Source organism: Croceicoccus sp. Ery15, assembly GCF_020985305.1.
Lineage (GTDB): Bacteria > Pseudomonadota > Alphaproteobacteria > Sphingomonadales > Sphingomonadaceae > Croceicoccus.
Window position 1 is genome coordinate 151,663 of record NZ_CP087588.1, and the last position, 22,659, is coordinate 174,321.

Sequence of the window (22,659 nt, forward strand, 5' to 3'; positions counted from 1 at the left end):
GCAGGCTGGCAGCCTAGTGCCTCAGGCTGCGGTGCAGCGTATAACGTTCGCCATCCAGATCGTAGTCGCCGAATACCATTTCGATTGAAGGATGTTCGACCGGACCGCCGATACCATCCTCGATCAGGTTTTGCTGGCTGACATAGGCGATATAGCTCGATTCCTCATTCTCGGCGAAGAGGTGATAGAACGGCTGGTCGCGCATCGGGCGCATGGCACTGGGGATCGATTCGTACCATTCCTCGCTATTGGCGAAGACGGGATCGATATCGAATACCACCCCGCGAAAATCGTGCAGCTTGTGGCGCACGATATCGCCGATGGCGAAGCGGGCTTCGGCAATTTTCGGTGCTGAAACCGTGCCTCCGGCCTGCGGCGAGAAGAACGAGGAGCGGGTATCGCGCTCTGGCGCGCCCTGGTGCGGGATGTTGCGAAAACTTCCGGGCATGGCTCTAATATAGGTTCCAGCGCGTTAACCCACAAGCGGAAGCGACAGGTTAACCCCGAAACATTGAAATTGCCCCTTGGCAAGCGGTAATTCATCGGCTAACCGCCCGGCTTCCTAACGACCGGCGGGCATTTTCGTCCGCGTGCAGTCCTCGCGGAGAGGTGGCAGAGAGGTCGAATGCGCCGCACTCGAAATGCGGTGTACGGGCAACCGTACCGTGGGTTCGAATCCCACCCTCTCCGCCAGTCACCTTTCCTCAAGCGTCCGGAAACCCACGGTTTTCCTTGATTTTTGGCCATTTTCGGCTAATTTGCGTTCTCTATTTGTTTCGATTTTTCCATATGGATCCACCACATTTGGGGGCACATTTGGGGGCATCGAATTGCAAAATTGGGGGCACAGATGCTCAGCGAACTTGCAGTGCGGAAGGCTAAGGCGAAAGAGAAGGATTACAAACTCGCTGATTTCGAGGGGCTGTACCTATTTGTCGCTAAATCCGGTCGTCGCAGTTGGCGGTTGAAATATCGGTTTGCGGGAAAGGAGCGCAGGCTCATTTTGGGGACCTATCCCGAACTTTCCTTGCAGGAGGCTCGCGAGCGTAAGCTGGAGGCGCGCAGGCTGTTGGCGGATGGGAAAGATCCCGGCATCGAAGCCAAGAAGGCTGCCATTGCTCGGACTTTGGCTAAAACAAATACTTTCGAGATTGTGGCCAGGGACTGGTTTGCTCTGCAGGAGGATCGTTGGTCTGCCGTCCATGCGAGGGATGTGATCACCAGCCTCGAGAAGGAAATATTCCCGTGGATCGGTGCGCTGCCAGTGACAGAAATCGATGAGCCAGTGGTTCTTTCGGTGCTTCGAAAGATTGAGCGTCGTGGCGCCATTGAGACCGCCCATCGCGTTCGGCAGAGAATGTCTGCCGTCTTTGTGCACGCAATTGCCGAGGGTCGATCAGGCAGAGATCCAGCAGCCGTCGTTGGAAAAGCCCTCAAGCCGGTACCGCGTAGCCGCAAGCGCCCCGCCATTCTCAGCGTGGAAGGCTTGCAGGATATGATCCGTAAAACCGAGATCGAATTTGCCTCACCGCTCACCAAGCTTGCTTCGAGATTTGTTGCGATGACGGCCCAGCGTCTTGGGGCCGTGCGGTCGATGTCGTGGACCGAACTGGAGGGCATCGATTGGGAAGGCTCAGAACCCTCCACCTCTGCGATCTGGCGAATTCCTCCCGGTCATATGAAGCTTACGAGTGAGCTTGTCAACGGCGGCGTAAAAGTCGTCCATTGGGCGGAGCAAAACCAGGCCACTTGATCCGGGTGTTGGCGAGCGCCGGGAGGGCGTAGCCCGAGCGGGGGTCGCCAACACCCGGATTGCCGTTTCTGTCAGGGGTTGGGACGTGCTTTGCGTGCCTGGCTCTGGGCCAGGCGATAGCTCTCGCCGTTCATCTCGAGGATGCTGACGTGGTGGGTGAGCCGGTCGAGGAGCGCGCCTGTCAGGCGCTCGGAACCGAACGTCTCGGTCCATTCGTCGAACGGCAGGTTGCTGGTGATCAGCGTCGAGCCGCGTTCGTAGCGCTGTGAGATCAGCTCGAACAGCAGTTCCGCGCCGGTTTTGGAGAGGGGCACGAACCCCAGCTCATCGATGATGAGAAGCTTATAGCCGGTCATCTGCTTGTGTAAGCGCAGTAGGCGGCGTTCGTCGCGTGCCTCCATCATCTCGCTGACCAGCGCGGAAGCAGTGATGAACCCGACCGTCAGGCCCTTCTGGCAGGCCGCCAGGCCAAGACCGATCGCGACATGGGTCTTGCCGGTCCCCGACGGGCCAAGGGCGATGACGTTCTCGCGACGGGTAATCCAGTCACAACGCGCCAGTTCGAGCACCTGCATCTTGTTGAGCTTCGGAATGGCGGCAAAGTCGAAGCTGTCGAGGCTCTTGGCGGCCGGGAACCGCGCGGCCTTGATCCGGCGCTCGACCATCCGGCGTTCCCGGTCGATCAGTTCCAGTTCGACAAGCCGAGCAAGGTAGCGGACATGATCTACGCCCTCTGCTGCGCATTGCCGGGCCAGCTTGTCATGCTCGCGCAGGAAGGTTGGCAGCTTGAGCGTCTTGAGGTGGCTGGCGAGCAGCAGTTCGGGAGCTTGGCTGCTCATGCCGCTGCTCCGCCGGTCAACAGCCGCATGTACGAGCGCGCCGATGTTGTCTCCACTCTGGCCCTGGGCAGGTAGGGATAGATCGCCATGTCCAGTCGGGGCGGGCGGCGCTCCACCCGGCATAACAGGAGATGCTTCACCGCATCGAAGCCGATCGCGCCCATATCAAGGGCCTGCTTCACCGCGCCATGCAGATCGGCCAGAGCGAAGCTCTCCAGCAGGCGCAGTACCTGCACATATTCGCGCCGGCCATGCTTGCCCATGCGCGTCTCCATCAGCCGGCGCAGCGTTGTAAATACCTCGGGCAGGTCCCAGCCCTGCAATGGTGCGGCCTGATCGAGGGCATTGATCTTCTGTTCGATCAGGGGAAGGTAATGGATCGGATCGAAGATCACATCCTCGCGCTCGTAGCTGCGCACATGGCGGGCAATGATCTCGCCCCGGCAACCGATCACCACCTCGTCGACATAGCCCCTGATCCACACCTCCTGGTGGCCGAAGCGCACCGGCACCGAGTAATCGTTGGTCCGGTAACGCACCAGCGCCTGCGATGAGACCTGGCCGCTGGTCTGGTCACAGGCCTCGAAGGGGGAAGCCGGCAGTTCCTGCATCGCCGCCAGATCGCGCCGCAGCCTCTCGCCAATCGTCTCACTCTCGCCCCGCAGCCGGTCGTTCTGCCGTTTGCGGCATTGCTCCTCGAGCCACAGGTTGAACGCCTCCCATGTCGGGAACCGGGGGATCGGCACCATGAAGTTGCGCCGGCAATAGCCGACAAGGCCTTCAACGCCGCCCTTATCGTTACCCTTGCCGGGGCGGCCGTAACGATCACGGATCAGGTAGTGCGACAGGAAGGCGCTGAACAGCCTCGCGCGCAGCCGCGTCCCGTCAGGCAGGATCTTCGAGACCAGGCAGCGGTCGTTGTCGTAGACGATCGACAGCGGCACCGCGCCGAAGAACGCAAAGGCGTGGACATGGCCGTCCATCCAGGCCTCGGCAACGGCAGCCGGATAGGCGCGTACGTAGCAGGCGTCGCTGTGCGGCAGATCGAGCACGAAGAAGTGCGCCTTCTGCTCCACCCCGCCGATCTCGACCAGAGCTTCTCCAAAATCTGCCTGCCCATGGCCGGGTGCGTGTGCCAGCGGCACGAACATCTCCCGGCTGCGCTGATCCCGATCCCGGATGTAATCCTTGATGATCGTGTAGCCTCCGGTGAAGCCATGCTCTTCGCGAAGGCGATCGAACACACGCTTCGCCGTATGGCGCTGCTTGCGCGGGACCGACCGGTCCCCATCCAGCCAGCCGTCGATGATCGGTATGAACGCTTCCAGCTTCGGTCGCCGCACCGGGGCGCTGCGACGGTAACCGGGCGGCTCGGAATACGACAGCATCTTGCGGACCGTGTCGCGCGATATGTTGAAATGCTTCGCTGCCGCCCGGGCGCTCATGCCGCCCGCGCAGGCAAGACGAACCTTCAGGTAAAGTTCCACGGTGTAAATCCCTCATCCCTCCTCGCCAGCATCGCGAAAAGGGAAAAAGTGGACGACTTTTACGCCGCCCGCAGCAGCACTTCGCCGCCGCTACCGTGGTCTAATTTTGCACCGCCGTTCTCAGGTCACGCAAAAGATTCTGGGCGATGCGGGTCAGATAACCGCTGGGATTACGGAGCGTTGTTGGTACGTCATGTCCAATTACTCGGGTGAAGGTCTCCTGTACGAGGTCCTGCGCCTCGTCGGGACAGGCGGTGCGTCGCCGGAAAAAACGATGTAGGCGGGGTGCTTCGGCTGCATAGAGCGCTGCTGCATCCGGCTTCTGCCGAGCTTCCATGCCACCGGCGTCCGCTTCCGGCGCGTCAATAGGCTCGGCCTCGGCCGGGTTCACCCGCACGTCAGGTTTGGACGGCAACGCCGTCCCTCCCGACCATCGTAAATTGCAGTCTTATCCATTGACCGGCCTCCGCAAGCGAGGCTCGGCCTTTAAAAAGCCGGGTGATGAGAACGTGCTTGGGAAAACACGCGCCGACGCCTTTAGCCGCGCACGACCTGGACATGCACGCCGACCACCCGGCCGCAGAAAGCAACCGGTGACTTGTCCCAAGCGAGGTTCTCACGCCTCGGCGCCGCCCTGATTGCGGCGCGCCAATAGACTATACTGGCGTCGCCATAGTTCAAGCTATGACAGTCAAATCATCTGAAAAGTGAAGTAAGCTGCGGAGAGGTTGCTACAAATTGAAGTACAGCGAATAAAAGGTCTCTCGCGCCAGTTGAGTGATAACTGCTGTTTCGCCTTTCAGTCAGAGCGAGCGCAGGAGCGGTTAACGGGAACGACGGCGTGAGCGATGCTGCGCTCCGTTGGGCTTTGGCGGATTGTCCACCGCCGACTCAATGTTGGGCGTCGCGCCGCAGCAGGTCGAGGTGATCGCGGCAGACCGCTTCGACGATTTCGCGAAGCTGTTTCACTGATGCGGAGATAGCCTCAAGATCCTCGGCACCTATTTCGTAACTCGCCGAATAACGTGCTTCGACATAGGCGCGTTTCAAAAGCTCGAACCGTCTGCGGTCAGCCCTCGATCCACGCGACCACGCCTCGATCAGCCGGGGCTCCTTGTCCTCCGCCAGAGAACGCAGGAATTTAATATTGTGCGAGCGGGGGAAGTAGAGTGTGCGGACCAATAGAAAGCATGCGTAGGCCGTTTCCGTAGCCTGATGAAAATTGAAGGCAGCTTTGTTTTGCCATGAGCCCGATGCCCCTTTACTAAAAGCCATTTCAGCCAGTTCGATCCATTCGCCCAACGAAACAATTTTTTCGTCAAAATACCGTTTCGCCATCTCATACGCATCCGTTGGTGCTAGTGGCTGGGGCGCAGTCAGGGCGTGGTTCGGCAGTTCATAAACCACTATTCCGTCGCGGACGATATCGACCCAAAAATACTCACCGCGTTCGAGCGCCTGATTAACTTCCTGCAGCGTGTGTACGATTATATTGACCGGGCGACCGACCGTCGGGTCATGCAGTATTTTGTCCTCGGCGATGTACCAATAGTCGGCGATGTCGGTCAGGCTTTCGTGATTGACGATGATCAGCAAATCGAAATCCGACTGATACCAAGGCGCGCTGATCAGAACCCATGAGCCCATTGTCGCATTCCAATGGACATGATGCGCCACGGCTGATCGACGAGCTTGTTCCATGCGAAGCAGCAGTGGTCGACGATATCGTCGTAGGATTTGAAGATGCGGTTCGACAGCCAGTTGTCGCGCATGAACTGCCACAGGTTCTCGACCGGGTTCAGTTCAGGGCATCGTGGCGGCAGCGGCATCAGCGTGATGTTGGGCGGAACGATCAGTTCGGCCGATCCGTGCCATCCAGCCTGGTCGAGGATCAGTACGGCGTGGGCGCCCGGCGCGATATGGAAGGCGATTTCCTCCAGATGCATACTCATCGCTTCGCTGTTGCACCGGGGCATGACGATGCCGGCAGCCTTGCCTTCAGCGGGACAGATCGCGCCGAAGAGCCAGGCTGAAGAGCGCCGCTGATCTTTGGGCGCCGACGGTCTCGTGCCGCGCTTCGCCCAGCGCCGCGTGAGCTTGGTCTGCTGACCGATACGGGCTTCATCCTGCCACCATAGCTCTACAGGCGTTCCTTGCGGGAGGCTGCATCTGATTTGCGCCAGGCGGGCAGCGAACTCTTTTTAAAAATGGCAATGTCTTCACGCTTCTGGCCGCGATGGCGGGGTCGGGCCGAGAGCTTGCGATAACCCATCGCACGCAGTTCGCGCCCAAGAGTGTGGCGCGTGACCGACAGTTCGAATTCGTCCCAGACCCACTGCGCCAGATCACACAGCCGCCAACGCACTACGCCATGCGACGCGGGGATCGGGCCCGCCTCGACGATCTCGGCCAGCCGGGCGCGCTGATCGTCATTCAAGATCGAAGCCCGCCCCGGAGCCTTGCGAGTGGCAAGACCGTCGGGGCCACCCTCGTTGAAGCGCAGAACCCAGTCGCGCACGATCTGCAGCGTCACGCCGGCAATCTTCGCCGCTTCGCTGCGGCTCCCGCCGTCAAGAACCAGCGCAATGGCCAATAGGCGCCGGACCTGATCGGCATCATCGCATCGTCGCGCAAGCCCTCGCAAATCCGTCGAAGTGTAGTCAGATCTAATCTCAATCGCTGCCGCCATCGCAAGCCTCCTGTGCTTGCCATGGTGAATCAGAAAATCATCAACTTGGGAATCCCCGGCGTGAGTCAGCCTCAGCGCGCCTTGGTATGATACCCATTGTCCGGCTCATCGACCCAGTCGTCGCGTGCATAGCTGCCGAACAAGATGATCTTGAGGATACGCCCATTGCGCTTCCACGGCTGGGTCGCGCCGGAAATCGCCCGCGAGAATTCGGTCATCAACGTCTCGCGGACGCGTGCAAGTTCTGCTTGTTGTACTTCGGGAAGATGATCGAGGTCGACGCGCATAGTTGTCCTGTCGGCAGATGCCCTGACTGTATCGCCGAAGACTCCGCTGCTCAATGGATAGCCCTGCCCGGGCGTTGAGAAGTCGCTTGGAAACAACCGCCGGCACCCTTAGTGCAAGCACCTGGACACAGCGCCGACCACCCGGGCAGGACCGGATACAGTTTGACGACCTGATATGGATAGGGGAAGCGTCCCGAGGCTTTCTCCAGAACATTGGCTATCTCGTGGTAAATGTTTGAGCTGGATGACACCACTTGATTTAGAGCCGCTAGTTTGGACAGTCCGGAACGGCGGCTTTTGGAAAGCTCGATGGGATAGCGGACGTTCCGATCGGCGCGCCGGCGTGTCAGCTTAGCGCCCGAATTCGGTCATGAGACGCGGCTCTTCGGTTGCCCGAAAGCGGACATCAATTTGTCAGGTCGGAACGGCTGCTGCGTCGGACACCGCGTAATTGATGTAGCCGCCCTCCTAGATGGTACGAAGTCGCATGAACGCTTCAATGCAGGAGGGTGACCAATGTCGATCTATGCAGGGTTGGACGTAAGCGACAAGACCACACATGTATGTCTTGTAGATTCCGAGGGGGAAATTCTGCGACGTGATGTCGTAGCGAGTGATCCGGAGGTTCTGGCCAGATGGTTCGAGAAATATGGCCCTGATCTTGTTCGCGCCGTGCTCGAAACCGGTGCACTGGCCACATTCCTTTATCATGGCCTGACCGAGCGAGGTGTCCCCGTCGAGTGCATCTGTGCTCGACATGCCAAGGGTGTGTTGGCCGCGCGGGTCAATAAGAGCGACGTCCATGATGCTGAGGGGCTGGCGCATCTTGCGCGGACAGGATGGTTCAAGCGCGTCCATATGAAGGCATCGGCCACACACATTGACCGAGCTGCCCTCCGTATTCGCATGCAACTGATCACTGCGCGAAATGCCATGGCGAACCAGCTGCGGGGGCTCATGAAACTCTTCGGCCTGCGGATGGGATCGGTGAATACGACCGGGAAGCGCGCAGAACGTCTGCATGCGCTGTTCCAGCAGCGACCGGATCTCGAACCGTTGTTTGCCCCTTTGATAACTTCAATCGAGGCCTTGGAGGAGCAATTGCGTGCATCCGGCCGACTGCTTGAAAGGCGTGCGGCGGCCGATCCCGTCTGCGTTCGCCTTATGACAGTTCCAGGCGTAGGTCCGATTACAGCGCTCACCTATGCCGCCAGTATCGAAGACCCTCATCGCTTTGCGCGAAGTGAGGATGTCGGTGCTTATGCTGGTCTCGTGCCGCGTCGAAGCCAATCTGGGGAACGCGACACGCTGGGCAGTATATCTAAAGCCGGTGACGGGCTGCTGCGCCGTGCCCTCTATGAAGCTGCCAATGTAGTGCTATCTCGTGTCCAGCGCCCCTTCGCGTTGCGGGAATGGGGCAAGCGTATCGAAGAGACTAAAGGCACCAAACGTGCACGGACGGCGGTAGCCCGCAAGCTCGCTATCCTGCTCCATTCGCTTTGGCTGCACGAGACAGAGTTCCGCTGGGTCTGAGCTTGGCGTATCTCTTCCCGAACAGCCATGCCCGGATGATCTCGACCGGATCGTCGAGGTTCTAACCTCGTGTCGGACACAGAGACATCCAACCCTGACCGCCCGGCCGCGATCATGAAGGCTTGGACAGCAGGCTGGCAAAGCCGTCCAATGACCTCGAAGACAACCCTTGGCCAACGGGAAGAAGGAAGTCCGATGATCAAATCAATTAGACAACGATCCGGAATGGCAGGTTTTACGGAGCGATACCGGGATAGCGGACGCTTTATCGTACGAGATGATGCGTCAGCTACGCGCCCCAATTAAGGCCATCGAATTCCATGCGACGATCACCTCGAAGCGGACATTAGAATGCATCGGTGGCGATCTGTCGGCAAAGCTTCAGCAATCATCAGGCATAGCCCATGTCAGCCAGCCCCCGGAACTGACCAAATAGAAAAAGAGACCGCTTGACGAAATTACATTGCAGCCCATATTATGGCCAGCCAGTTAAAAGGACCGATGCCATGAAGATACTCTATACTGCCCAGGTCACTGCCACAGGCGGTCGTAGCGGTTGCGTTGCCAGCGACGATGGGTTGCTCGAAGTCGATCTTGCCCTGCCCGCAGCACTGGGCGGAAAGGGTGGAGCGACCAATCCCGAACAGCTTTTCGCGGCTGGTTACGCTGCCTGTTTCGGCAATGCGGTAATCCACGTCACCCGCAACACGCACAAGATCGCCGATAACGACGTCACAGTCGTCGGTACGGTCTCGATGTCGCCGAATGCCGAAGGTGGCTTTGTCCTGTCGGTCGCACTCGATGTCGCTATTGCCGGGGTCGACCAGGACACGGCTGAAAAGATCGTGGCACAGGCACACGAAGTCTGCCCCTATTCCAACGCGGTGCGCGGAAATGTCGATGTTGACCTTAAGGTTCGGGCAGAGGCCTAACGGAATCGCCCGTGACGACAGAGCACCGTCCATCAGCTGAAGAGGAGGATGAACTGCTGCGGCTCGACCGGCAGCTGTGCTTCCCCCTCTATGCCGCAACCAATCTTCTCCAGCGCCTGTATCGGCCGCTGCTGGAACCGCTTGGCCTGACCTATTCGCAATACCTCGTGATGCTGGTTCTGTGGGAGCGTGAGCCCGTCACGGTAGGTGCGCTGCAGTCCTGCCTGCACCTCGATGTCGGCACGCTCAGCCCCATGCTCAAGCGCATGGAGCGTGCCGGGCTGGTGGAACGGATGCGCGATCCGCAAGACGAACGCCGCGTTCTGATTGCACCCACTGCGCATGGGCGCGATCTGCATAGCGCAGCTCGGGAAATACCGCGTGCCTTGTCGAAGCAGGTGGGAATCGAGGAAAACCAGCTCGCCGATCTGCGCGCCATGACCAGTGCCTTGGTCGAGCGTTTGGGAGAGGCAGCGGAGCAGGACGGCCATCACTCCGCATGATCCTGACCCTTGCGCCAAAAACAAACTATGCGCCCACTCCAGAGGATAAACGCATGATCGTCGTTCACCACCTTGAAACTTCGCGTTCGACACGTATTCTGTGGCTATTGGAAGAGCTTGATCTCAAATACGAGCTGCAAAGCCACGCCAGGGTTGGCGGACGCGCGCCCGAAAATCTCAAGCATATCCATCCGCTGGGCAAGGCGCCCTTCATCGTCGATGGCGATCTGGTCCTTGCGGAATCGAGCGCGATCCTGCGCTATATCGACGCTCGTTACGGCGATGGCCGTCATTCTCCCAAGGCGGGCACCGCACAGGGCGCGATGCACGACCAATGGCTCGATCTGGCGGAGGGGTCTGCCAGTTTTCCGCTTCTGCTGCCGTTGCTTGGCCGGATGATGGGCGGGCTTCCCGATCCGATCGCGCAGTTCGCGGATGCGCGAGGCAAGGATCTGCTCGCCTACATTTCCGAAGGGGTGGGCGAAGGGCCTTTCCTGATGGGCGGTGAACTGACGCTAGCCGACATCCAGATGGTCTATACGCTTGAAATGGCCAGAATGGCAGGCGCCCTCGATGCCTTCCCTCTGCTGCAATCCTATCGTGACCGGCTGCATCGGCAAGCGGGCTTCATCAAGGCGATCGAGATGGGCGGCCCGCTCGTGCCGCCAGGGTGGGCGAGCGCCTGAATCCCCCGCGGGAGCGGGCAAGCGCACACCACGTTGCCGACCCTTTATTTCATCGCTTGATTAAATAATAATTGCGTCTATCTGTCGGTCCATTCGCGGCGCGTGGAAGGATCGATCATGACGCAAACCGAACGTGGTCGTGGCAGGCCCAAGAGAAACGAAATCGATTCCGTGCAGGCCATCATGGAAAGCGCGGTGCCCATCTTCGCCGCCAAGGGTTTCGACGCCGCCAACCTTCGTGAAATCGCCGATGAAGCCGGGGTCAACATGGCGCTGGTGTCTTACAATTTCGGGTCCAAACTTGATCTGTGGAAGCGGATCGTCGAGATCATCGGCCAGAAGATCGAGGCGACCCAGACGTCGCTGGCACGCAGCACCGGCTTCAGCGATTCGGGTGCAGCGCTGCGTGCCGCGATGAGCGCGTACATCGGCTTCATGGCGGCCCGGCCTGAGGCAGCACGCTTCATGGTTCGCGACATCGATCACGATCCCGAACGCGCGCAATGGGTCTACGAGCATGTGACTCGCCGCCTGCTTGACCAGTTCCTTCCCCTGATCGCACGCGCAAATGCAGATGGCGCAATCCGCGCCGCACATCCCGAAATGACCTTCCTGCAATTCGCCTTTGGCACGGCCGCCTGCATCATGCGGCGTGACCGGCTGACGCAGGATTCCCCTGAATTTTCCGATGATGGCCGTTTTCGCGCAGCCCTGCACGAAGCGCTTGTCGAACCCCTGTTCCTTGATGACTGACTCCGCGCTTTCTTCCGGCGGCTATGTGTTCAAGCCGCATGAGCGGCCTTTCCTGGCAGGCTCTCCCGCCACGCCGGATCATCCGACGGCGCGCAAGGTGGGCTATCTGCTGATCGGAATATATCTTGCCGTGCTGGGCGGTTTCCAGAACGGCCTGCTGCTGGCCAATCTCACCGGGCTGCAGGGGCATCTCGCGCTCACCACGGTGGAATCGGGCTGGGTCACGGTCGCTTACAACATGACCAATGCACTGATGAGCATATTGCTGTTCAAACTTCGCCAGCAGTTCGGCATCCAGCGTTTTGTCCGTATCGCCATGGGCACGCTGCTGCTGGCCAACTTCGTGCAACTGTTCGACGCAGGCTACGAGATCGAGCTGGTCTCGCGCGGGATTTCCGGCATCGCCGCCAGTGGCCTGACGACGCTGGGCATCTATTACCTGATGCAGGGGCTGCCGTCGAAGGCGCGGATCGCGGGCGTCCTGATTGGCCTTGGTCTGTCGCAAATTGCCCTGCCGCTGGCGCGCGCCATCTCACCCGCACTGGTTGCCGGGGGCGACATCACCCACCTGTTCGACCTGCAATTCGCACTTTCGCTGGTGGCCTTCGGCTCGGTATTCATCCTGCCGCTGCCGCCCGGCGATATCGAGAAGGCTTTCGAGAAGCTGGATCTTGTCACCTTCCCGCTCCTGGCCACCGGGATGGGGCTGCTGTGCGCGTTCCTCGTGCAGGGCCGCATCCAGTGGTGGAGCACCCCGTGGCTGGGATGGGCGCTGGCGGGCGCCATGGTGATGATCGGCGCCGCATTCCTGATCGAACATAACCGCGCCAATCCCATGCTGCATACCCGCTGGATGACGAGCAAGAACATCCTCATCTTTGCCGTTACCGGCGCCCTGATGCGGGTTTTGCTGTCCGAACAGGGTTTTGGAGCTGGCGGCCTGCTGGCCACAGTCGGCATGATAAACGATCAACTGGTGACCTATTACTGGATCATCACCGGCGCGACGTTGCTTGGCCTTGTGGTGCTGATCGTGCGACTGGATGTCAGTGATCTGCAACGCCCATCGCTGGTGGCGCTGGCGCTGATAGCCGTGGCGGCTTTCATCGATACGCGCGCCGGCCTGCTGTCGCGCCCGGAGAATTTCTACTGGACGCAGGCGATGATGGCCTTTGCCGCGATCTACTTCATCGGATCGGCCATGATGGAAGGGTTGCTGCGCGCACTGGCACGGGGGATGGACTATATCATCAGCTTCATTGCCGTGTTCTCGCTTTCGCAAACACTGGGCGGGCTGGCCGGTGTTGCCGGGCTGGCCGCGTTCCAGACCATTCGGACAAAAGTGCATCTGATGGAAATCGGGCGGGAATTATCGCTGACCGATCCCGCCGTTGCGCAGGCCATCCAGCAGCGTGCTGCCGCCTATAACGCCACCATGGCCGATCCGGTGCTGCGGCAGGCCAGCGGCGCCGGGCAACTGATCCAGCAGGCGGGGCGCGACGCGGCGATCCTTGCCTTCAACGACATGTTTTTCCTCATTGGTGTGATTGCGTCCATCGCCTTTGCAGTGCTCCTTGCGAACTGGCTCTACAACCGTGCGCGCGGGATCAAGCCCCTGGCCAAGGAACTTGAGGCGCTTGCAGCGATCATGGGCGGAGCAAAAGAATGAGCCAGAAAAAGCCAGACCAGCAAACCGAAGGGGCCGGCAAAGGGCCGGACATGCAACCAGACAAAACACCTGATAACGGCACCGGTACAATTCCCGGTGAAGGGGGTTCCGAGGCAGAACCCACGGCGCACGAGACCAGTGCCGAAGGATGGGCCCCGGAGAGATCGCGCCTCAAGACGATCTTCTTTGCCCTTGCCATCATCGCTGGCGCACTGGCCGTGCTCTATGCTTGGCAGTTGCTGCCGTTTCAGGCGGACAGCCAGACGACGGACAATGCCTATGTGCGCGGCCAGACCACTGTCATCAGTCCGCAGGTCGGCGGATATGTCACCGAAGTGCTGGTGCGGGATTTCGCCGATGTAAAAGAGGGCGAACCGCTGGTGCGCATCGATGACAGGATCTACCGGCAACGGGTGGCACAGGGCGAGGCCGGCATGGCAGCGCAGAACGCCAGCCTCGCCAATGCGGCACAGAGCCGGCGCTCGGCTGAGGCGCAGCTGCGCCTGCAAGAGGCCTCCGTCGCCAATGCCCGCGCCCAGCTGGCCAAAGCGCGGGCCGATATACGCCGGGTCGACGAACTGGTCGGCGAAGGATCGGTATCGCTGCGCGAACGCGACCAGACACGGGCTGCCTTGCGTCAGGCAGAGGCGGGTGTGGCGCAGGCCATGGCTCAACGCGACATCGCGCGCGAGCAGCTGCGCTCGGTCGATGTCGGGCAAGGCGGGTTGGAAGCGCAGGTCGAAGGAGCCACCGCATCGCGCGACCTTGCGCAGATCGATCTCGACAACACTGTTATTCGCGCCCCGCGCGATGGCCGTCTGAGCGAGGTTTCGGTGCGTGAAGGGCAGCTCGTCTCGCCCGGCACGCAGATGATGTATCTGGTGCCGGAACAGCTGTGGGTGGTCGCCAATTTCAAGGAAGCCCAAACTGCCGGGATCAGAGTGGGCCAACCAGCCACACTCAGGATCGACGCGCTGGGCGGGCTTGAACTTGCAGGCACGGTGCAGAGCGTCTCGCCCGCTGCGGGTAGCGAATTCAGCGTCATCAAGCCCGATACCGGCGCAGGCAACTTCGTAAAGGTTCCGCAGCGCATCGCAGTGCGTATCCGCATCGATCCGAACCAGGAAGCGGCGGCCAGACTGGGGCCGGGCATGTCGGTGATCGCAACGGTTCACACGGGGGATCGCTGATGCGCCGCCACACCGCCCGCCGTTTGACCCCGATCGCCTTCCTTGCCGCTTTGGCCGGATGCGCACCCACGCTTGCGCCAATCCCCGATACCAGCGTGGTGACGCCGCCTGTCGCATGGCGGACGCACCTAGATGCGCGCGGCGATGTAGAGCGGCAGTGGTGGGATGCCTTTGGCGATCCGGCACTTTCGCAAATCGTGGCCGATGCACAGGCCAACAATCCCGATATCGCCATCGCAGCCGCGCGCGTTCGTGAAGCGCGCGGGCAGGAACGCGCCGCGCGCAGCCTGCTGCTCCCCACGCTCAACGCCACGGCGGGGATCAGCGAATCGCGCAGCCTGAACGCCTTTGGCAGCGCCAACGAGGGGCTGGCCGCGCAACCGCTGTTTCAGGCGGCTTACGAGATCGATCTGTTCGGCCTCAACCGGGCACAGATAGATGCCGCGCGCGCCAACAGCGCGGCAACACAGGCAGCGCGGGAAGCCGCCACGCTAGCTGTTACAGCAGCTACGGTATCTGGCTATATCACCCTGCTGGCGCTCGATAGCAGGCTCGAAATTCTGCGGGAGGCGCTTGCCGCGCGCGCCGAGGCGCTGAGGATCGCGCGCGACCGTGCGGAGGCTGGCTATACCTCGCAGCTCGAACTGCGGCAGGCAGAGGCCGAATATCGCGCCGCGCAGCAACAAATTCCCGCGATAGAAGCCGCGATTGCCAGGCAGGAAAACGCGCTGTCGCAGCTGGTCGGGCAAACCCCGCGCGCTGTCGCCCGCGGCGGAACCGTCGCCGATCTGCAAGCACCCGCCATTCCCGCCGTTCTCCCAAGCGAATTGACGCGGCGTCGGCCCGACATTGCTCAGGCGGAATTCACTCTGGCCGCTAGCGACGCCCGCCTGCGCGCGGCGCGGGCGCAGTTTCTTCCGCAACTGCGCCTTGCCGCCTCTGCCGGTGCGGTGCTTTCGTCGAACCTGGACGATCCGGTGGGGATCTGGTCGCTTGGCGGTAGCGTCCTTGCACCCCTGTTCAGCGGTGGCAGGCTGGAAGGGCAGTTCGACGCCGCGACAGCCCAGCGTGATCAGGCCGCCTTCGCCTATCAGCGCACGGTCCTGACGGCATTTCGCGAGGTAGAGGATCAACTGGCCGTGATTGACCGTCTGGCACAGCAGGAGCGCGCCCTGCAGGCCCAGCGCGCAGCCGTGGCCGATGCCCTTCGCCATGCCACCAACCGGTATCGTGCAGGCTATTCGCCCTACCTCGAACAGATCGACGCGCAGCGCGCGCTGCTGTCGGTCGATCTCGCGCTAGTTCAGATCCAGAGCGACCGCCTCAATGCCCATGTCGCGCTATACCAGGCGCTGGGCGGCGCTCCGGGCGACTCGCCGTCATGAACAAAATCCAGTAACTGGCTTGATGTCGCACAGTGGCCAATTTTCGCCTGTCATCGGCCCGCGTAAATACGACCGTTTCCAGCGCTGCGAGGTTGAGCACTGATGGCATTCGTGGGGGGATGGAAGAGGGAAACCAGACAAGCCTGAGGTTTGCCCTCGCGCCAATTGCCCTTGTTCAGTAGGCACAGTTTCACCGCAGCATTGCTGCCGTCGGCCCAAAGCGCCGACCCCCTTACGAAACTCGACATATCGCTGACCAGGAACAGCGCATGCTGCCTACCCGATCTTAGCGACCACTGTCGCATGCCGAATGTCGGCATTCCCCCGTCGCCCGGCTGAGAGAAGACGGTCCAAAATCGGCCACTTTTACTCGTAATCAGCCGCGTGAATGTACGGCAGATTTCGGCGGGGGGACAGAGGCCGGGAATGACGGCTATGTCGGCGACTGCGGCCTATTGGAATAGAGACGCCAAAATTCGTCACCCCCTCCAGACACACTGGAACAGTGCCCGCCATTGCCCTTCGAAAGAAGAGCGTTAGAGTCGTCGGAAGTCGCTCAATCAATAGTTTGAGAGGACGGGCTGCACGCTTGCAGCCTTTGCGCGAGCATCGGCTCGCTTAAGCGCGGACCGCTTTGCAGTTGTGCGCCGCGCTCCCCCATTTCGGCATGACTCAACCTCTAACACCCCACCCTTGGGTGCCTGCTTGGCCTTGCGCGCCTTCACGCCTGCAAGATAGCCGTTGAGTTCAAGCGTCTTCATGGCTTCTCAGATAGTCCTAAATGCGCCGGATTACCAGATTCTTCGATGATACGCCGATAGAGGTAAGCAAGGTCTAACTGCCTAGAGATCACTGCTTCCTGTCAGGCAACAAACCTTCATCCTTGCCGAGAAAGTCTTGCAGCAATCTTTGAAATTCTTCCGGCGCGCTCATCAGGATAAAGTGAGGCGCCTGTTCGACCGGGATTAGCGAGATGTCACCTGCCGCCTCCAGCGGGGCGACATGCTCTCGGGCTCCGTCAAATGGGGTCTTGGGATCGAGCGTGCCGTGGAGGACGATTGTGGGAGGAATATTTTCAGGGCTTTTCCCGAAGTTTGCATCCGGCTCGTAGGTCGGGATACCGCCTGACAGCAGAAGTGACGGCAGGGGACTGGCGAAGAGATATCCCTCCGCTTCGTTCTCGATTATCTCAGCTGTCAGTTCCGGACGCGCATTGTTCTCCGAGCGACTGATCAGATTCACCAGTGGAATGGATGAGCCGCTTTGCGGATAGGCTTGGAGAACGGAACCGATGCTTACCAGCTGGTCTATGGCATGGTCCAGCCACGCAGGATCGCCTGCCTGCAATCCCGCGATAACATCGGGAAGCATCGCTCGTGCTTCGGGAAAATCGAGCAGAGCAGACAGCCTGTATCTTGGATTCGGGCCAGTCAGTTTCTCGATATCGTGACGCTTGAGAACTTCAGTGAGAGCCCGCTCGGCTCCATCGGGGAAATACCGGCTGCAATCGGGTACTTCGTCGCATTGGCGCAGCACTTGCCGGCCAATGCGGTCAGTGATGGCTGACCGGTGGCTCAAATCTAGCTGATTGTTGCTCTCAAGCGGGACGAGCGAGTCGAGAATGACCCCGTCGAGATCATCCTGCGGCGCCAGTGTGAGCATACGTAGGACCAGTTGAGTGCCGTATGAGACGCCGTAGAGATACGAGCTCGTGCCAAGGTCGAACCGGGACATCAAGAGATCAAGGTCATGCGCGGCATTCGAGATGGTGAAAGACCTGGTCCGGTCCGCATTCGCATTGAGCGCACCAAAGCATGTACCCCATTCGTCGCCGACCAAAACAGTCCCTGCGGCACTCGCCGGATTCTCCTCTGCCGGACAGAGCCTTGTCGAAAAGCCCGTTCCGCGATGATCGGGGACCATCAGGTCGAAGCCCGGGGCCGCCGCACGTATGGTCTCGATGTATGGATAGAACGAGGCACCGGACTCTCCCGGACCGCCAGCAACCAGCCACAACTGGCCCTTGCTGGCTCCCTCGGCAGGAAACTTGCGAAGGAATAGCCGAACCGTTCCGGCGTCCGGCATGGAGTAGTCGAGCGGCACGTCGATACGAACGCATTCGGTCCCGAGTAGCGAGACGTGCGAACCGGCATCCTTGCATTCGGCGAACTCCTTTGAAGCCGCTTCAGCATTGCTTGCATGGGCAGGGTATGCCAGCGTCAGAGAAACTAACGCCAATAACATCCATATCCGAAAGGCGACGACCACTGTTCTCTCCGAATGGCAAGCGAGAAGCTCGCGGCCTAGTGGTTCGCCGGCACTTGCACAATTAGCTGCTGTTGCCGACCCCCGACCCCGGGATGAAGGTAACGATCTGCTCTATCGCAGTATAACAACGGACTTTTGGCAACCTGCCTGATACCTTTCAATCCGAGAGCCAAATTTTGTGCTGAACGAACGCCTGCTTTCGGCGAAAGGGAATGGCTCTGGGAAGGTTGGCTCTGTCGGCGCTCGTGTACAACGCTGGGCGTGAACATTAATGCTCTAGATCCGTATGTATCGATCGGCTCTGCTGGAGTTCGGCTCGCAGCGTCTGAACCAGTCTGGCGGCCGACATAGCACGATTGAGCGGCGCACCCTGGCCGGCCCATTGCGCACCAAAGGCATGCTCGCCTTTTGCCTTGGCTGCAGCGTGAAGTGCTTTTCCGGCATCGTAGGCTATCGGATAATCCGGTGGAAGCCGCTCCCCCAGCCGATCCGCCATGGCCGTGAACCGATTGGCGACCGCTCGCGCAGGACGGCCTGATATAAGCGATGTCAGTACAGTGTGATACGCTCCCAAGCCGTTCAGCGCCGCACGATAGGCATCGTCCGCAGCCGATTCCGGGCATGCGATAAACGCAGTGCCGAGTTGCGCCGCGACAGCGCCAAGATCGAGCACTGCCGCGATACCGGCGCCGTCCATAATCCCACCGGACGCAATGACAGGGATATTCAATTCGCTAACCAGCAATCGGGTCAAGGCAATGGTGCCCAACGCTGGATCTGGTGCGGCAGGGTCGAAGACACCTCGGTGGCCGCCCGCCTCGATGCCTTGTGCGACGATGGCGTCGATTCCCGCGGCCTTGATGGCCCGAGCCTCATCAAGGTTGGTTGCCGTGGCGATCAGATAAATACCTCGCTCGCGCAATGCCGACAAAATGTCAGCGGAGGGCAGGCCGAAGTGGAAGCTGACAGCAGGGGGCGCCAGGTCCAGCACCACCGACAACATGTCGGGATCGTGGGCAAAGCTTTTGTAGATTGTATGCAACTGTGTTGGTGGCTCGGCATCGAATTCCGCGAACAGCGGAGCGAGCCATTCGAGCCAAGCCGCCTCCCGATCCGGATCCGCGCTGGCAGGACCATGGACGAACAGGTTGACATTGAAGGCCCGGCGGGTGCGGCCGCGTAATTCCTCAATCATCGCTCGCGCAGCCGCGGCGTCACTTGATCCCACCCCAATGGATCCAAGCCCACCCTCTTCACACACGGCAGCAGCCAGCGAAGGAGTGGAGACGCCGGCCATGGGGGCCTGGACTAACGGTATTGTGAGTTTGAGCTGATCGATGAAAGACATGGACGCGCGCTGATCGAAACTGAAATGACGGTCTGCTTATGGACGTCCCTGAGTGCCATGGGAATGGATGCTATGTCGGCGGATGACGAAGTTGACCCCCAGTCAGCGTTTTTTCTTGGCAATGGTGGCCGTGAAATCGGGGTCCTTATTCGCCACCCAATCGACGAACTTGCGGACTGCGGGATCGGCCAACAGGCTCTCTATGTCCATTCCGTGCCGCTGCAGTTCGGAATTGGTGAAATTGGCGATCAGCGTCTGCTGACAAATCGGATGCATGGGGACCACGTCTCGACCACCTCGGCTTTTGGGTACGGGGTGGTGCCAGACAATGGTCTTGCCGGTCGGCCGACTGCAGAGCCAACAGTGGACCACGCTCTCAGGCACCTCTTCCTCCTGGTGCACGTCGCCATAGGGATCATTTTTCGAATGCTTGCGGGCCATCGGTCTGCCTGAATTTGCGTTGTCAGTCTCATAGCGGGCGGTGCTGGGATTACCATCCTCGCGGCGTCAGTCAGAGCCTTCTTCCTGATTGACGATTATTCGGCATGTCCAGAGTCCGAGCTGCGGTCTGAGTGCCAGTAAGAGGAAAGCAGGCTTGGGGCCTTATGAGGCCCCCAGACGGATTCATCCGAACGGACACCCGGACTAACTCCGGGAGCAGGCAAGGGCCTCTTTAGGAGGTCTCGCATGTCACACGCAAATACTGCTTTCGCATTCTCCGATACCGCCGAGCTGCAAGTATTGGCGGCGGCGAGGGCGCTAGCTGTACTACTCGCTGCCGATCAAGCCATCTCACGGCGTACAGTGAACGCAACAATGGCCGATCACTTCGGCGGTAGCGACGCCGAAGGACGCTGGTCCGTACGCGATGCCCATGCCGCGCTTGAATTGGCGCAGGTGCTGTTTCTTGCGCAGGCAACTGAATTCTCTCTCGCGATGCCATCCAGCGCTGCCGATGAGGCTTTCACGCGCCTTGAACGTCTGGTCCCGACCCAGTCCAACCGGAGCGATGAGCAGATCGAGTGGCAACAATTCGCGACGCCGCCCCGTCTGGCCTGGATGGCTGCAAAGGCATGCGCGATTTCTGCCAATGAACTGGTTCTCGAACCGTCGGCCGGGACCGGCATGCTGGGCGTATGGGCTGCAAAGGCAACTGCGCGTCTTGCTCTCAACGAGATATCGCCGCTGCGCCGCGAATGCCTGGGCGCCGTGTTTCCGGAAGCGACAGTTACGGGAATTGACGGGGAACTGGTCGACGAACTTCTCACCCCCGACGTGGGTCCGAGCGTGGTGCTGATGAACCCGCCTTTTTCACACAGTATCGAGAGGGGCCACGATAGCCGTACTTGCGATCGGCACTTGCGTTCTGCCTGGAAGCGTCTTCTGCCAGGTGGCCGCCTGGTCGCAGTGATGCCCGAGTGGTTCGAGCTTCCGAAGTTCCTCGCCGGGATCGCCGGTCCCGTCGCGCTCCGCCTCAACGCGACAATCGAGCGCGGTTTCATCAAGCAGGGCACATCAATCTCAACCCGGCTGCTGGTACTCGACAAGGCTGAGGATGGTACCAGCCCGATCATTGCCCAGCCGGCAGATTTTGCCGAGCTTCATTTGCTGATCGATATGCTGCCTGACCGGGTAAGCCTGCCCGCCGAACCCAGCATCGGCACCAAGCCAGCCTTGCCGCTGCGACTGGCGGCGGGAAAGAAGAACCCGGTTCCGCTTAGCGCCCGTCCAGCCGCTACGGCGCCGTCGATCCTGCCGCTTGCATTTACGCCGCGCGAAGCACCTGCGCCGATCGAGAATCAGGTTGGGCATTATTTGCCTTACCGACCGAGCCGGATCTCAATTGCAGATGCTGTCCCGCATCCGACCCCGCTGGTCGAATCCGTCGCGATGGGTTCGATCACCGCACCCGTGCCCGAAGTGGTGCCTCAGCTTCCTTCGAGCATCATTGCTGGAGGCGTCTTATCCGCTGCACAGGCCGAGACCCTGATCTATGCCGCAAGCGCGCATGCCCGCGATCTGCCGGGCCGGTTTGAGCCCGACGACAAAGGTTGCGCCTTGAAGCCGAGCGCCGAGGGGCACGCCTACCGCATGGGCTACTTTCTTGGTGACGGAACTGGCGCAGGCAAAGGCCGGCAAGTCGCATCTGTCATCCTCGACCGGTGGGTGAGGGGCGAGCGGCGCCACATCTGGATTTCCAAAAACGAAGCTTTGCTCGAAGACGCCCGCCGCGATTGGAGCGCGCTCGGCGGCCTTCCCATCGACGTTCAGCCCCTTGGTCAATGGAAGCTCGGTGTCCCGATCGGGATGCGCGAAGGCATACTCTTCGTGACTTATCCCACACTACGCTCGGGACGCGGCGACGCGACCCGGCTCGAGCAGATTCTCGAATGGGCAGGGGAGGATTTCGTCGGGCTCATCGTCTTTGACGAAGCCCATGCGATGGCCAACGCCGCTGGCGGGGAAGGCTCACGTGGTAAGGTCAAAGGATCGGAACAGGGCATTGCCGGTGTTCGCATCCAGAATCTGCTGCCGCGCGCCCGCGTGCTCTACGCTTCGGCGACTGGGGCATCCGACGTCAATAATCTCGCCTATGCCACCCGTCTTGGCCTGTGGGGTCCCGAAACGGCTTTTGCCAATCGCGAAGCCTTTGTCGCAGATATCCGTGATGGCGGTATCGCTGCAATGGAACTGGTCGCCCGTGATCTGAAGTCTCTGGGGCTTTACGCGGCGAGGGCACTTTCATTTGCCGGGGTTGAGTACGAGATTCTGGAGCATTGCCTGACCCCCGACCAGGTAGCGGTTTATGACGCCTATGCAGACGCCTGGGCAATCATTCATGCCAATTTGCGGGAGGCGCTCGAGGCAACCCGGATCGTCGACACTGACAGTGGCGATACCCTCAATTCAGGTGCCAAATCGGCTGCGCTTTCGGTATTTGAAGGCACCAAGCAGCGCTTCTTCGCGCAGCTCCTTCTATCGACGAAGCTGCCGAGCCTGCTGCCTGCGATTGATACGGCGCTTGCCGACGGCAACGCGGTTGTGGTGCAACTTGTCTCGACCGCCGAAGCCATGCTCAACCGCCGCCTCGCCGATCTCTCCGATGCAGAGCGTGAAGCGCTCGAAATCGATCTCTCCCCCCGAGAATATGTGTAATGTTGAGCTCAATATTAGACATATTCTTTGCAGTCGCAGTTTATGTCGAGCGTGGTGGCGGGAGGCGCAGGTTTCCTTCGGTTTTCCATGATTTCACTCCAGATAATTGCCTGACAAGGTTGAATGCTGGGGCCGTTAGGATTGTCGGCACCGCTGGAATGGTGCAGGTTGTAGAAGATCC

At 60.3% G+C, this 22,659-nt stretch carries 20 protein-coding genes and 1 tRNA gene; 11 read left to right on the plus strand and 10 right to left on the minus strand.

Going from position 1 to position 22,659, the window contains the following annotated elements; translation table 11 throughout:
- Positions 1–13: 13 nt before the first annotated feature.
- A complete protein-coding gene (hspQ, locus tag LOZ77_RS00840; RefSeq protein ID WP_230280418.1) occupies positions 14–448 on the minus strand; it encodes a heat shock protein HspQ in 435 nt (144 codons plus the stop codon).
- 155 nt (positions 449–603) lie between these two features.
- On the opposite strand from hspQ, the gene LOZ77_RS00845 reads away from it, so the two are divergent.
- Both LOZ77_RS00845 and LOZ77_RS00850 read left to right on the plus strand, forming a co-directional pair.
- A tRNA-Ser gene (locus LOZ77_RS00845) sits at positions 604–693 on the plus strand.
- A gap of 157 nt (positions 694–850) precedes the next feature.
- On the plus strand, positions 851–1,753 hold the full coding sequence (locus LOZ77_RS00850; protein ID WP_230280419.1) for an integrase arm-type DNA-binding domain-containing protein: 903 nt from the start codon (positions 851–853) through the stop codon (positions 1,751–1,753).
- 71 nt (positions 1,754–1,824) lie between these two features.
- Here LOZ77_RS00850 and istB read toward each other — a convergent pair whose 3' ends face one another.
- The 6 genes from istB to LOZ77_RS00880 form a co-directional block, all read right to left on the minus strand.
- Positions 1,825–2,592 carry an IS21-like element helper ATPase IstB gene (istB, locus tag LOZ77_RS00855; protein ID WP_048578302.1) on the minus strand — a complete coding sequence of 256 codons (768 nt, stop codon included), beginning with the start codon at positions 2,590–2,592 and terminating at the stop codon, positions 1,825–1,827.
- A complete protein-coding gene (gene istA / locus LOZ77_RS00860; protein ID WP_081261070.1) occupies positions 2,589–4,079 on the minus strand; it encodes an IS21 family transposase in 1,491 nt (496 codons plus the stop codon). Before istA ends, istB begins: the two co-directional genes overlap by 4 nt.
- A gap of 100 nt (positions 4,080–4,179) precedes the next feature.
- Positions 4,180–4,494, minus strand: a complete 315-nt coding sequence (locus LOZ77_RS00865; protein WP_230280420.1) for an RNA polymerase sigma factor — start codon at positions 4,492–4,494, stop codon at positions 4,180–4,182.
- A 476-nt stretch (positions 4,495–4,970) separates the two neighbouring features.
- Positions 4,971–5,726 carry a HEPN domain-containing protein gene (locus tag LOZ77_RS00870; RefSeq protein ID WP_230280421.1) on the minus strand — a complete coding sequence of 252 codons (756 nt, stop codon included), beginning with the start codon at positions 5,724–5,726 and terminating at the stop codon, positions 4,971–4,973.
- A protein-coding gene (locus LOZ77_RS00875; RefSeq protein WP_230279791.1) for an IS630 family transposase occupies positions 5,708–6,768 on the minus strand; the annotation gives its coding sequence in 2 pieces (ribosomal slippage) (positions 5,708–6,276 and positions 6,276–6,768; 1,062 coding nt in all). The genes LOZ77_RS00870 and LOZ77_RS00875 overlap by 19 nt, the downstream gene beginning before the upstream one ends.
- A 71-nt stretch (positions 6,769–6,839) precedes the next feature.
- Complete coding sequence (locus tag LOZ77_RS00880) at positions 6,840–7,055, minus strand: hypothetical protein (protein WP_230280422.1); 216 nt, start codon at positions 7,053–7,055, stop codon at positions 6,840–6,842.
- A gap of 516 nt (positions 7,056–7,571) precedes the next feature.
- Between LOZ77_RS00880 and LOZ77_RS00885 the strand changes: the two genes are divergently transcribed.
- From LOZ77_RS00885 to LOZ77_RS00920, 8 genes are all read left to right on the plus strand, one after another.
- Complete coding sequence (locus tag LOZ77_RS00885; protein WP_230280423.1) at positions 7,572–8,588, plus strand: IS110 family transposase; 1,017 nt, start codon at positions 7,572–7,574, stop codon at positions 8,586–8,588.
- 506 nt (positions 8,589–9,094) lie between these two features.
- Positions 9,095–9,520, plus strand: coding sequence for an organic hydroperoxide resistance protein (locus LOZ77_RS00890; RefSeq protein ID WP_160771783.1), 426 nt, complete (start codon positions 9,095–9,097; stop codon positions 9,518–9,520).
- Between the two features lie 11 nt (positions 9,521–9,531).
- The gene (locus LOZ77_RS00895) at positions 9,532–10,023 is read left to right on the plus strand and encodes a MarR family winged helix-turn-helix transcriptional regulator (RefSeq protein ID WP_160771784.1); all 492 of its coding nucleotides are present in this window, start codon (positions 9,532–9,534) and stop codon (positions 10,021–10,023) included.
- Between the two features lie 53 nt (positions 10,024–10,076).
- Positions 10,077–10,709: a glutathione S-transferase family protein gene (locus tag LOZ77_RS00900; RefSeq protein WP_230280424.1), complete on the plus strand. Its 633-nt coding sequence runs from the start codon at positions 10,077–10,079 to the stop codon at positions 10,707–10,709.
- A gap of 117 nt (positions 10,710–10,826) precedes the next feature.
- Positions 10,827–11,462, plus strand: a complete 636-nt coding sequence (locus LOZ77_RS00905) for a TetR/AcrR family transcriptional regulator (protein WP_230280425.1) — start codon at positions 10,827–10,829, stop codon at positions 11,460–11,462.
- Positions 11,455–13,131 carry an MFS transporter gene (locus tag LOZ77_RS00910; protein ID WP_230281944.1) on the plus strand — a complete coding sequence of 559 codons (1,677 nt, stop codon included), beginning with the start codon at positions 11,455–11,457 and terminating at the stop codon, positions 13,129–13,131. Before LOZ77_RS00905 ends, LOZ77_RS00910 begins: the two co-directional genes overlap by 8 nt.
- A gap of 50 nt (positions 13,132–13,181) precedes the next feature.
- Entirely contained in the window at positions 13,182–14,321 is a 1,140-nt protein-coding gene (locus LOZ77_RS00915; protein ID WP_230280426.1) for an HlyD family secretion protein, read from the plus strand.
- Positions 14,321–15,706 carry an efflux transporter outer membrane subunit gene (locus LOZ77_RS00920; RefSeq protein ID WP_230280427.1) on the plus strand — a complete coding sequence of 462 codons (1,386 nt, stop codon included), beginning with the start codon at positions 14,321–14,323 and terminating at the stop codon, positions 15,704–15,706. The genes LOZ77_RS00915 and LOZ77_RS00920 overlap by 1 nt, the downstream gene beginning before the upstream one ends.
- 849 nt (positions 15,707–16,555) lie before the next feature.
- Here the strand turns inward: LOZ77_RS00920 and LOZ77_RS00925 are convergent.
- The 3 genes from LOZ77_RS00925 to LOZ77_RS00935 form a co-directional block, all read right to left on the minus strand.
- The gene (locus LOZ77_RS00925) at positions 16,556–17,974 is read right to left on the minus strand and encodes an alpha/beta fold hydrolase (RefSeq protein WP_230280428.1); all 1,419 of its coding nucleotides are present in this window, start codon (positions 17,972–17,974) and stop codon (positions 16,556–16,558) included.
- A gap of 268 nt (positions 17,975–18,242) precedes the next feature.
- Positions 18,243–19,322 carry a nitronate monooxygenase family protein gene (locus LOZ77_RS00930; protein ID WP_230280429.1) on the minus strand — a complete coding sequence of 360 codons (1,080 nt, stop codon included), beginning with the start codon at positions 19,320–19,322 and terminating at the stop codon, positions 18,243–18,245.
- Between the two features lie 102 nt (positions 19,323–19,424).
- A complete protein-coding gene (locus tag LOZ77_RS00935) occupies positions 19,425–19,763 on the minus strand; it encodes a hypothetical protein (protein ID WP_230280430.1) in 339 nt (112 codons plus the stop codon).
- Positions 19,764–20,009: 246 nt separating this feature from the next.
- On the opposite strand from LOZ77_RS00935, the gene LOZ77_RS00940 reads away from it, so the two are divergent.
- Positions 20,010–22,478 (plus strand): strawberry notch-like NTP hydrolase domain-containing protein, encoded by a 2,469-nt coding sequence (locus tag LOZ77_RS00940; protein ID WP_230280431.1) that lies wholly within the window; start codon positions 20,010–20,012, stop codon positions 22,476–22,478.
- Positions 22,479–22,659 lie beyond the last annotated feature (181 nt).